General features: G+C 41.8%; 12 protein-coding genes. 5 read left to right on the top strand and 7 right to left on the bottom strand.

Annotation, left to right across the window (positions count from 1 at the left end):
- Positions 1-249 precede the first annotated feature (249 nt).
- From ACFOZY_RS10760 to ACFOZY_RS10740, 5 genes are all read right to left on the bottom strand, one after another.
- Positions 250-603 carry an acylphosphatase gene (locus ACFOZY_RS10760; RefSeq protein WP_378155256.1) on the bottom strand — a complete coding sequence of 118 codons (354 nt, stop codon included), beginning with the start codon at positions 601-603 and terminating at the stop codon, positions 250-252.
- Between the two features lie 99 nt (positions 604-702).
- Positions 703-2,127, bottom strand: a complete 1,425-nt coding sequence (locus ACFOZY_RS10755) for a S8 family serine peptidase (protein ID WP_378155254.1) — start codon at positions 2,125-2,127, stop codon at positions 703-705.
- Between the two features lie 124 nt (positions 2,128-2,251).
- Positions 2,252-2,890, bottom strand: a complete 639-nt coding sequence (locus ACFOZY_RS10750) for a response regulator (protein WP_378155252.1) — start codon at positions 2,888-2,890, stop codon at positions 2,252-2,254.
- On the bottom strand, positions 2,865-4,733 hold the full coding sequence (locus ACFOZY_RS10745) for a GAF domain-containing sensor histidine kinase (protein WP_378155250.1): 1,869 nt from the start codon (positions 4,731-4,733) through the stop codon (positions 2,865-2,867). Before ACFOZY_RS10745 ends, ACFOZY_RS10750 begins: the two co-directional genes overlap by 26 nt.
- A 284-nt stretch (positions 4,734-5,017) precedes the next feature.
- Positions 5,018-5,386, bottom strand: coding sequence for a VOC family protein (locus tag ACFOZY_RS10740; RefSeq protein WP_378155248.1), 369 nt, complete (start codon positions 5,384-5,386; stop codon positions 5,018-5,020).
- 113 nt (positions 5,387-5,499) lie between these two features.
- On the opposite strand from ACFOZY_RS10740, the gene ACFOZY_RS10735 reads away from it, so the two are divergent.
- Both ACFOZY_RS10735 and ACFOZY_RS10730 read left to right on the top strand, forming a co-directional pair.
- Positions 5,500-5,913 carry a VOC family protein gene (locus ACFOZY_RS10735; RefSeq protein ID WP_378155246.1) on the top strand — a complete coding sequence of 138 codons (414 nt, stop codon included), beginning with the start codon at positions 5,500-5,502 and terminating at the stop codon, positions 5,911-5,913.
- Between the two features lie 21 nt (positions 5,914-5,934).
- Complete coding sequence (locus ACFOZY_RS10730) at positions 5,935-6,777, top strand: metallophosphoesterase (RefSeq protein ID WP_378155244.1); 843 nt, start codon at positions 5,935-5,937, stop codon at positions 6,775-6,777.
- Between the two features lie 46 nt (positions 6,778-6,823).
- Here the strand turns inward: ACFOZY_RS10730 and ACFOZY_RS10725 are convergent, their stop codons facing one another.
- The gene (locus ACFOZY_RS10725) at positions 6,824-7,885 is read right to left on the bottom strand and encodes a PQQ-dependent sugar dehydrogenase (RefSeq protein ID WP_378155242.1); all 1,062 of its coding nucleotides are present in this window, start codon (positions 7,883-7,885) and stop codon (positions 6,824-6,826) included.
- 146 nt (positions 7,886-8,031) lie between these two features.
- Between ACFOZY_RS10725 and ACFOZY_RS10720 the strand changes: the two genes are divergently transcribed.
- The gene (locus tag ACFOZY_RS10720) at positions 8,032-8,769 is read left to right on the top strand and encodes a hypothetical protein (RefSeq protein WP_378155240.1); all 738 of its coding nucleotides are present in this window, start codon (positions 8,032-8,034) and stop codon (positions 8,767-8,769) included.
- A 42-nt stretch (positions 8,770-8,811) separates the two neighbouring features.
- Here the strand turns inward: ACFOZY_RS10720 and ACFOZY_RS10715 are convergent, their stop codons facing one another.
- The gene (locus ACFOZY_RS10715) at positions 8,812-10,452 is read right to left on the bottom strand and encodes an SLC13 family permease (RefSeq protein ID WP_378155239.1); all 1,641 of its coding nucleotides are present in this window, start codon (positions 10,450-10,452) and stop codon (positions 8,812-8,814) included.
- Between the two features lie 171 nt (positions 10,453-10,623).
- Here ACFOZY_RS10715 and ACFOZY_RS10710 point away from each other — a divergent pair, with 171 nt between their 5' ends.
- Both ACFOZY_RS10710 and ACFOZY_RS10705 read left to right on the top strand, forming a co-directional pair.
- Positions 10,624-11,322: a Crp/Fnr family transcriptional regulator gene (locus tag ACFOZY_RS10710; protein WP_378155238.1), complete on the top strand. Its 699-nt coding sequence runs from the start codon at positions 10,624-10,626 to the stop codon at positions 11,320-11,322.
- Between the two features lie 198 nt (positions 11,323-11,520).
- On the top strand, positions 11,521-11,643 hold the full coding sequence (locus tag ACFOZY_RS10705; RefSeq protein ID WP_378155236.1) for a hypothetical protein: 123 nt from the start codon (positions 11,521-11,523) through the stop codon (positions 11,641-11,643).
- Positions 11,644-11,655 lie beyond the last annotated feature (12 nt).

Genomic DNA, 11,655 nt, shown 5'->3' with positions numbered 1-11,655 from the left:
TTTAAGGTTGGCGTCCTAAGATCGCCACGTCCTGTGGCAACGGACGCATGACCCGCTTCGTGCGGGCCCAATAGCAAGCGAAGCGAGACCCTGCACGAGCACAGCGAGGAAGCGGCTCGGTGCTTGCCCGCGGAAAGCGTCCGACTGGAGCGATGGCTCCAGATTAAAGATTATATACATTGGAATTTATAAAAATTCTTTTGTCAACAAACAGAAGTGCTTAGTTCTATGAACTAAGCACTCAATGCATTACCTAATAATTTTTATATCCAATTCTTCATCTGAAAAAGGAAGTTCTACGATGTGGGGTTCATTTACGGTTGCCCTTTTCAGTGACTGCATCGATTTGATTAGAAAATCAATTTTCGATTCTTCCCCTTGCAGCTCAGCTATCACACTTCCATCATCTGAATTTTTCACCCAGCCCTTTAAGTTTAATCTTTGTGCTAACCTCCACAATTCCAACCGGAAACCTACATTTTGTACCTTTCCTGAAAAGGTGATGTTCTTTCTGACTACTGGACTTTGGGCGAAGTCGGGAAACTTAATGCGATTCGCATGCCAAATGATATAACTGTCCCTTAACTTCTTAAGTGAATTCATTCTTAAACCATGCCCCTTTGCTTTTCTGCTTCAGGTATAAGTTCAACATAAAGAGAGCTAATCCCTTTAGATTAGCTCTCCGATTTAAAAGTGATTTCATTATTGAGCTGAAAAAGCGGCCATAACTGCTTCATATGCATTTACATATCCTGCACCGGCTTCCCATTGGCTAACATCCATTGGGGTAGCTGTTTGTTGAAGGATTTCTTTCACTTGAAGCGGTGTCAGTTCAGGATTAGCATCGAGCATGAGGGCAATCACACCAGCTACATGAGGGGCAGCCATAGAAGTTCCGCTCATCGTCGTATAATACGGAAGATAGCCGGGTTCAATCATTTCTATGTCGTCTGTTGCTCCTAATAATGGAGTCGGTGAGAGTGTTCGGGTTGAAATGACTTTATAGCCAGGCGCCGTTACGGTCGGGCGATCTTCCCAAGTCCATGTTTCACCGTCTACTGTAACAGTTCCCGTTTTCCCTTCAATTCCTCTTGAAGAGAAGTCAGTTAGATTTCCTTCCGCATCACCAGCAGCTACTGTTACTACCCAAGGAGCTTTCTTATAGTTGCCTGAAATGGTACCCATATCAGGTCCGGAATTCCCGGCAGAGAAGACGGTTACAATTCCTCTATCATACAATTTCTTCGTTGCGATATTAATTGGATCGTTTGGATCGAATTCAGCGCCTGCTTGACTCGTGTCACCCCAAGAATTCGTAATGACCCGGATATTATATTCCGCTTGGTGAGTAAGCGCATAATCGAAACCGCCTACTACGTCAAGAATCGCAATTCCAGCACCGGATCCATAGCCGATCAAATCTGCTCCTGGAGCTACTCCTTCATATTTACCGCCAGACATTGCCCCGGTGGCGCCGACAATACCAGCAACGTGAGTGCCGTGTCCGCCGGTTGTATCAGTATTCGGAACATTTTCAGCGTATGTGATTGGGAGAAGTGTAGTCAGCGCGTTCAAGTTTGTTTGCGCTGCAACGTTTTGGACTAAATGACTGCCGTATTGTAAATCTGGGTGAAGACCATCGACTCCACTGTCGTTTACGACGACACCAATGCCGTTGCCATCAACCGGGAAACCACCGTTCTTTTTCATGAATGATGAATCCGTCCGTACTTGGTCCACATGTGTAAAATCCGTAGCTGTTTCATTCTCATATTGAAGTTTACGGTTCGGATAGATAGACAAAACCCGATCGTCTGCGGCTAAACGTTTAATCTGATCGGGTGTTGCGATGACGCCGGCAATCGGAAGCTCATTCAATAGAACGCCATTTTTAATCCCTAAATGATTAAGAAGGGATGAATGGGTTTCGTTAAGACGTTCTTTAGTTTTAAACGTTACAATCACTTCCTGCGGCGTTAATGTATTGTCGATAGTTTCCAATAGTCCACCGCTGATTTTACTTTGACTTAGGAATTTTGCGGTGGCAGTTTCTGTTTTGAATGGAGCTGCCGCAAAGATGAGAGTAAACATAAGGGCCGCCAATAAGAGTTTCTTAAGTATATTCATGAAAAAACCTCCTTCACTATTGATTTAATTATCTCAATCAATCAGTGAGGAGGCTATTCGGCATAAGGTATAAATGAATCCATACATAAGTAGTAAAGTTAGTAATCCAAAGGTATTACCTATTCTATTGTAAAGGAAGGATTTGGTTTTGTATCGTGTGAATCACGGCCTGTGAGCGGCTCTTGACGTTCAGTTTCTTGAAAATCTTGCTAAGGTGAATTTTTACGGTCTTGTCACTAATGAACAGCTTCTCTGCAATTTCTTTATTGCTAAGTCCTTCTAAAAGACAATGGAGTACTTCCTTTTCCCTTTCTGTCAGTTCATCACGTTGGGGCGCATCCCGTTTCTGTATATGAAAATCCAATAATTTCTTTGTCATGGATGGATGAATGACTGATTCTCCTCTGGCAACTGATCGGATTGCATCAACCACCTGCTGAGAGGGGGCATCCTTCAACAAATAACCATCGGCCCCTTCACGAATTGCCGAAATAAAATATTCATCATGGTTATACATTGTCAGCATAATGACTTTAACAGCAGGATATTGCCTTTTAACCATAGCCATCACTTCTATTCCATTTTGTTCAGGCATGTTTATATCCATTAAAATCACGTCAGGGTGCAGTTCTTCTATTTTTTTCAGAACATCCCGGCCTGAAACAGATTCTCCTACGACTTGTATATCTTTCTCTAACTCTAACAGGCTCCGAATCCCATCTCTTAGAATCGTGTGGTCATCGACCAACAACACGTTGATCATCTATTCTTCCCCCTTTTAGTGATTGTTTAGGTATCGATAAAGAGACTTCTGTTCCCATACCTTTTTTACTATCGATCTGTAGACTTGCATCGATTTTATCTGCGCTGTCATTCATGTTCAATATGCCGAAATGCGGTTCACGACGTGCTAATAGTAGTGCATCAACGAGTGAAAATCCGATGCCGTCGTCCTTAATCTTCAACAGGATGTGCTCCTGTTGGAAACTTAGAAGAACTTGCACGTTTTTAGCGTTTGCATGCTTCGTAATGTTGTGGATGGATTCTTTGAAAATATCAAATATGATTTTTTCTATTTCAGTGCCGAGAGGATAAGACTCACCACGTTCTTCAAAAACAATTGTAATAGGGAATTCCTCTTGGATTTTATGGCATGTTTCCTTGATTGCTTTCTTTAACCCGTTTTTAACAGTTGCAAGTGGACGTAAGGCATAAATCGATTCGCGGATTTCTTTCAGGCTCAACCTCAGTTTTGTAAGACTGTCCTGAACGAGTTCCATCGAATATTCAGGCTGATCTGATCTGATTCTTGTTGCCGTCTCCAGTTTCATCACCGCCCCAGCGAGTGATTGTGCAATTCCATCGTGAATCTCCCGTGCAATCCGGTTCCTTTCCTCTAAGATGAGGCTGCGTTCCTGTTCGGCCAGTAAAGATCTTGTAGTCAATATGATGGCGAGCTGGTTGGCTAAAGTAGCAACCATGCTTAAATCCTCTTCTGTAAAACTATTAGATCGGCTGCGCCCGAGTGCCATCATGCCGACGGTTTTGTTTTCGACAATTAGCGGTGCATAGATCAAAGAACGGATATACTCCCTAAAGCAATCATCAGCCGGTCCCTTTGTAAATCTGCGGTCGGCAATCATAAGTGGTCCATTCAATTCGGTAAAATGATTAAATTGATCACTTGATAGTCGTGCACCAACTGTGTGTTCGCCGGCCGTAAACACTTTTTCCCATTCTCCCTCTTCATTCGTCCAAAGAATGAGGGATTCAAAATCGACAAAACTTGAAATTTGACGGTGAAATTCATCATAACCATCACCTGACAACATGGAACGGTTCAGTTCAGTTGTAGTGGAGAAGAGGGACTTTAACCGGTTTTTTTCGGTTTGTATTTTGACGATCACCGACATAAGTAAGGCAGCGGCGATCAACGGAGAAAATACAAAGAAAACAGATAGAATATCCAACGAACCTCGATTTTGACTGCCCAGCAAAAGAACCAGACTTAAGTAGGCAGCTGAAATGAGAAAGCTCCTGAATTCTGAAATGGTTTTATTGAACCAAGCCTCAAGAGTGTATCGTTGTGGGCGTAGTTTCAGTAAAAGATCAACTAAAGCATTATTGATGACATAGAAACAAGAAGTGAATAGAACCATGTGAATCATAATCCGTGAAAAACTCCCTGAAAAAGAGAGGAGGGCGTCTATGATTGCAGCTGTCAAAAAATTAGTCATTAAGAGGCTAAGAGCCAATTGAGATAAATTGAAAAAAATGATTCGGACTGGCCTTCTTTTAACAAGGTTATTCAATAGTATGACTGTAGAGTACGCAACAATAGCAGCTTCCAATCCTGATGTGATGAAAATTGTATAAATGATTGGAAAACTGATGGAAGTAAACCCTCTCCAAACCGGCATTGGGTAGTTTTCGGTCACCCAAAGGAAGGCGATCAGGATTAAGAAAACGACAATTCCGTTTAAGCTTGGCTCAACATCCATATTGAAAATGCTCCATAAATAGATAACTGTACCTAAAAATGAAATCACTATAAGATATGTATTGGCTTGTTTTTCCCGCAAGATGGTATTCACTTTATTCGACAAGAAATCCACCTTCTTTTAATTATAAATATTCCGTCAATTAAAACCTATTTTTTTGCTTTAGGATGAAAAAGTGATAAATAGAAAAAAGAATCCCTGAACTACGTCAGGGATCAAATGGGGTAAATGACTTTTCGGGTTCGGATGCAAAAGCCTGGACTGGTCCAATGAGGACACTGACCAATCCAGTGTCCACCCACAAGGGATGTTACGTTCATTTTTTCAAAATCCCCCTCATAATACCATTCGGCAAAAGATATATTTTTAGTAGTACATTGGTAGTATCATTACCTTTCTGTCATAAGGGATAATGTATTGCCTTCAGTGTCTTTAAAGAAGGTCATCCAAATCTCCGTCTCGCCCATCTGCCCGACGACATGCGGTTCATCCAGAAATTCAGCACCGCGATCTTTCATGACAGCTACTTTACCCTCTAAATCCTCGACCTTAAAATACAGCACAGATCCTGGGTGATCAAACTCCTCAGTTTCTGCTTTACTCACCAGTAACCTTGTTTCTCCACATTGGAAGAAAGCTAAGCCGTTCGTTTCAAAAAGAAGCGGGAGCCCTAATACATCTTTGTAGAATGTAACAGCACGAGCCGTATTCTTGGCAATTACGGCAATTTGCCCGATGGACGTAATGTTTTGAGTCATGTTTAACTCCTCCTAATCTCTATTCCTTTTCATTTCGACATGCATTTACCAAAACCTTTTTTTCTGTTGGTAGAGATTCCATGTTATCCTTATAATGAAACCGAGGTGATCCCATGCTGCACCATGTCGAAATCAATGTATCGAATATTAAGGAATCCTATCAATTCTATTCTTGGTTATTACCGGAATTGGGTTATGACATTTATCAGCAATGGGAAAAGGGATTCAGCTTTAAAGAAGGGTCAACCTATCTCGTATTCGTCCAAACGGAATCACGATATATGGATATCCCATTTCATCGTTCAGGCGTAGGTCTAAATCATTTAGCTTTCCAGGGAACTCGGGAACTGATTGACCGATTGACAATTGAATTGAAGAGAAAAAGGATTCCCATTCTATATGAAGACCGGCATCCGTATGCCGGTGGAACAGGCTATTATGCTGTGTTCTTTGAAGGTCCAGACCGTTTGAAGCTTGAGATAGCAGAAAATCTACCTAACAATGACAAATTAAATGAAATAGATTAATAAGATGAAAGGATTAGCTCCATGTTCCGTAAACTTCTCCTATTAATCGCAATGATTGTAGTCATTGCGATTTTCTTATATGCCAATAATCATTGGCTCCAAACGACTGAATATACGATTGAATCCCCCAAAATACCGAAGTCGTTTGACGGCTTCAGAATCGTCCAACTCTCGGACCTTCATGACTCACTCTTCGGAGAGGGACAAGAAAAGCTAGTCCGAAAAGTGGAGAAACTTAAACCGGATGCAGTTTTTATAACGGGCGATCTGATTGACAGCAATCGATATAATTTAGAGCAAAGTATGGTACTTGTCGAAAAGCTCGTTCACTTCACGGATGTCTATTACGTTACGGGTAATCATGAAGTGGCAACTCGAAAAGTGGATGAAATTAAAGCGGCTGTTCAATCGGCAGGTGCACATGTATTATCCGATGAGTCGGTCAAGTTAACGAAAGATGGGGAGTCAGTAGCACTGATTGGCATCGATGATCCATTAATGAGGAGTATCTCAGAAGATCCAGAGTTCGTTCAGGAAGCCATTGAAGAAGCGGTAAAGAATGTGCCGAAAGATGAATACAAAATTTTACTATCTCACCGTCCCGAGTTTTTTGATACGTACGTCCAAATGGGCCTCGACATAACGTTTAGTGGACATGCGCATGGTGGGCAAGTCCGTATTCCTGGAGTAGGAGGCCTAAACGCTCCGGGCCAAGGATGGTTTCCGGAATATACATCTGGGCGGCATATAAGCGGAAATTATTCCATGATCATCAGTAGGGGACTTGGAAACAGTATTATTCAATATCGTGTATTCAACCGGCCGGAAATTGTATTTGTTACTTTATCTTCTAAAGTGGATTAATGAAAAAAGTTGCCCAGAAGCGTGAGCGATCTGGGCAACTTTTTTCTTATTCAGGAATTTTATAAAGTTGATCATCTTTAGCGGATGGAGAGCCACGACCATCCGTGTTGTTCGTGATGAAATAGAGGGACTTCCCATCTGAGTATACATCCCTGACACGTCCATATCCTTCAATTTTCCGTTCAATTTCTAAAATGTCCGGGTTGATGACTAAAATCGCTTCTCCCCGCAAGGCGGCTACGTATAACTTGCCTTTGTGGAATGTCATGCCGGATGGAGCCCATGTTTCATTAGGTCCAGATGTGAGAATTGGAGTTTCCAATCCCTCTTTTTTTTCCGTGCCACGGATGATCGGCCATCCATAATTTCGGCCTTCGACTAAGAGATTGATCTCATCATTTGCTTGGGAGCCGTGTTCCGAAGAGAATAAAGTTCCCTCCTCCGACCAGGCAAGTCCCTGTGGATTGCGGTGTCCCAATGTGAAAATCGAGAATTCACTATTTTGTTCCATTCTCAACACTTTTCCGTTATAGGACTGTGGATCTTGTGAAAGTTCAGGACGGATCGCATCTCCAATCGTGGCGAATAGTTGTCCAGCAGGACTGATTTTCAGTCTTCCTCCGTGATGGTAATCGCCTGATGGGACATTGTCTAAATGCGTTTCGGTCTCTTCCCAACGATTGCCCGTCTGCTTTAACGTCACAATCCGGTTAAAAGGTGCGCCGCGGTTGTCATACGTATAGTAAGCATAAGCTTCTTTTGACTGATTGAAATCTTCTTTTAATACAAACCCTAACAATCCTGCCTCTGCCGCATTGGAAAGAGGAGAAGATAATGAAACGGCTTGCCGTTCAACTTTCCCGTTTTCAACAACTGCAATCGTACCGCCCCGTTCGGAGATATAAAAAACGCCTTTGTGCAGGTTGATGGACCAAGGTGCTTCCAACTGCTCTGCTATGGTACCCTCAGAGATTTCATTCATGACAGCCGGGATCGCCTTTCCATCATCCACAGGTTTCTCAGATAAATCGGGAGGGTTTTGACTTTCACCTTGGTTTGAACAGGCGGAAACAAACAGGATGAAAAGGATGAGCAGGATTTTTTTCATTTTGTTTTGTTCGCTCCTTTTTTCTTGTTGAAGATAGTATAAAGAAACTTCCATTGGAAAGGTAGTTAGACCCATTTTTCGAGTGAATTGTAACAAAAAGGGTAGTGGAACGTTAAGTATGTAAAGAAATTAAAGGAGAATGGAATATGAAAAAAATACTCTTTTTATGTCTTTGTCTGATCGGGTTAGTAGGCTGTTCAGAATCGGTAGATGAAAAGCCGGACTCTACCAATGAGCAGCATAATCATGTGGGCAAAGAAAAGAAGGATGAACAAAATCCCTCCGATCCGGAACATGAAGAAGAAACGGAAAAAGCTGTGACAGAGGAAGAAGCAATGACGATTGCAAAGAAGCTGGTGCGGGAGTTCAATCAACTTATGATAGACATGGGAGAGAAAAAGGGCTGGAATTTTGAAAATCCCGCTGACTATGAGACTGCAAAGCCAGAGCTGCTGAAGCTGGCGACAGAGGAGTTTTCTGATCGTCACTTAAAAGAATATGTAGAAACATATTATTGTAACTGCGATTCAATTTGGGCTCCGAGCTTGAATGACCAAACAGTGAGAATGGAAACAGAAATCGAGGAAGAGGCTTTTACTGTCAAGGGGTTGGTACTCCCGAATTATGTTTCAGGTGGATTTGAAATGACGTTGGAAGTTGTGAAACAAGATGGGAACTGGAAGATCGATGGATGGAACAGTGAGTCATTTATCGGAAAAGATATGAATTTTACGAAAGAAGAAATCCAGGTTGCACATCCTGATAAAGATATAAAGGAAGAACAATATCTGGAACAGTTTGATGTAACGGTTTATATAGCTGAGTCAGAGCAAGAAATTTTAGGAATCAGCAAGAAAGACGGCACGCTTTTCGGAATTGAATAAAAGAAAAAAGAAGTACCAAGAATGGCACTTCTTCTTTCGTTGTTATTTTAATGCTTCTGGAACTGTATTCAAGTCTAGTCCCCATGCGACTGGCAACAGGAAGTAGATGGCTAATGCAACAAGGATGATACCAAAGATGTTTAACGCAAATCCCGCTTTTACCATGTCTGGAATTCTCAAATAGCCGGAACCGAAAACGACTGCGTTCGGTGGTGTTGCCACTGGCAGCATGAAGGCACATGAAGCTGCTACACCAGCCGCTACCATGATTGCAATAGGGTGTATGCCAACTGCTACCGCCAAAGCTGCCATAATCGGATACATCATGGATGCTGTTGCAGTATTGGATGTAATTTCAGTCAAGAATATTACAAGTGTAGCAACTGTTAAAATAACGATGAATGTATTCAGTCCTTGAAGTCCTGTTAATTGTGCCCCGATCCATTCTGACAAGCCGGAGCTTGTAAAACCTGAAGCAATCGCTAAGCCACCGCCGAATAGAAGGAGGATGCCCCAAGGGAGTTTCATCGCTGTATTCCAGTCCATCAGATGATCGCCCTTTTTATTTCGGGAAGGGATGACGAAAAGTAGTATGGCAAAAGCTATTGCAATAATCGTATCGTCAATTGCCGGATTAAGTTTCTGTAATACAAAAGTCCTCGAAATCCAGGCTAAAGCGGCACCTACGAAAATGACAAATACAATTTTCTCTTCATATGAAGCGGCACCAAGTTTTTCCTTTTCTTCCCGCAATACTTTAGGTCCGCCAGGAAGATCTTTAATTTCTGATGGATATACAACTTTAACTAAATAGAACCAAGTGAATAATATGAAAATCCATGCAATCGGGACGCCGAACAACATCCATTGGCCAAAGCCGATATTGATGCCATACATTTTTTCCACTGCTCCTGCGAAAAGGGCATTCGGTGGTGTACCGATCAATGTTGCAACTCCACCAAGGGAAGCCGAGTAGGCAATTCCCAACATAAGCGCCTTACCGAAACCAAAATTCTCTTTTGACGTGTCAATGGAGGGGTTTCCTTTGAGTGCGTCCGTAATCTGGACAATGATTGCAAGCCCGATCGGCACCATCATCATAGCGGTGGCAGTATTTGAAATCCACATGGATAAGAAACCGGTAGCTACCATGAAGCCTAATATGATTCGTTCCATATTAGTGCCGATCAAGTTAATGATCGTAAGGGCGATACGTCTATGTAAGTTCCATTTTTCCATAGCAAGAGCGATGATAAATCCGCCCATAAAAAGGAAAACGGTTCCGTCCCCATAAGAAGCTGTTGTCGTTTTAACATCAAGACCTCCAGCCAATGGGAATAATATAATCGGCAGCAATGAAGTGGCAGGAATCGGAATCGCTTCGGTCATCCACCATGTTGCGATCCACAAAGTGCTTGCCAAAATAGCCAGTCCTTCAGGCGAGAGGCCCTCGGGCTTGAATAAAAATATTGTCAGGAAAAATAAAACTGGACCTAAAATGAGGCCGATTAACTGTGCAGGTTTGTAGCTGCGGTTGCCATCACCATTATTGGAAGGAGTTGCTTCGGAACGAGGTGAAGCATTTCCTCCATTCCCTGCTGTGGTTCCTTTCGCAAAAAACCTGAACATATCTTTTGTTTGGTCATGCTTTTCCCATAACCAATTCCAAGTTGCAGTTAACAAATTCTTTCCTCCTTTTTACTTTCTGTAGTATAACAATCTAATTATAGTAATCTCTGTGTGTAATCACAAGAAAAATGGAAACGCATACAAAATTATTGTTTAATAATGTATATGGTGAAAAAATCATTTCCATGATATTCTAAAGGAAGAAAATAGGAAAGAAGGAACGAAATGAATCCTCTGCTTTCTGGAAGTTATTCAGTTGATTTGAAGGAACTTCTGTCGATTGCGCATGTTGAGAAAAACATGCAAAAAGATACTTATCTTTATCAAGAGGGCGACGAATCGGACGCCATTCATTATATATTGTCCGGGAAAGTACGGATCAGTAAAATTACTCCAGACGGAAGGGAATTGACTTTCCGTATTTGTGGTGAAAATGATTTTATCGGTGAGATTACACCTTTTTGTGATCCATCCAAGTATACGGTAAGTGCGAAAGTCATCGAAGAGGGTACCTGTGCGAAAATCCGAAAAGAGGATTTGGAAGAAGAGCTACTAAAAAACCCTTCACTTACACGGGAATATATGAAGTGGATGGGGCTTCACCACCAAAGGACGCAGTCGAAGTTCAGAGATTTGATTCTTCACGGAAAAAAGGGAGCTCTTTACTCGACGTTGATCCGCCTAACCAACAGTTATGGAGTTGAAGGTGAAGATGGGATCCTAATTGATTTGAACCTTACGAATATGGAACTCGCCAACTTTTGTGGAATGACCAGGGAAGTCGTAAACCGGATGCTCAGCGAATTGAAAAAGGAAAAGAAGCTTTCACTAACTGACGGGAAAATCGTTATTCATGATCTTCAATATTTAAAAGATCAAATTCATTGTGAGAACTGCCCAATTGAGTTTTGTACAATTTATTAAGGCATTTTGCCGGTCTGAAGTCATCATTTTGACTTCAGACCGTTTTTTTGTTTTTCGAAAGACAAGTCTTTAATTTAAACTTTATGTCCATTTATTGACAAGTGCTTAAAAAGGGGGTGTTAGTGTGATTTATATCACACCTAAAGGTTATGGGCGGGAGTTACGATGAAGGTACCAAATAACACGGAGGCGACTCGAATGAGTAAGAAAAAAATAGGTGGAGAGCCGGAACTGAAAGGAACTTTCATCAGTGTCATGGCTGTCGGAGTAATAATTGTTGTCATGTGGTTCGCAGCATACGGACTCTATGTTTACAGATAAAGAATCAGGAAA

Origin of the sequence: Chungangia koreensis (assembly GCF_042651785.1) — a bacterium.
GTDB classification, from domain to species: domain Bacteria; phylum Bacillota; class Bacilli; order Bacillales_A; family Planococcaceae; genus Chungangia; species Chungangia koreensis.
This window is presented reverse-complemented; position numbering and strand designations above follow the sequence as displayed.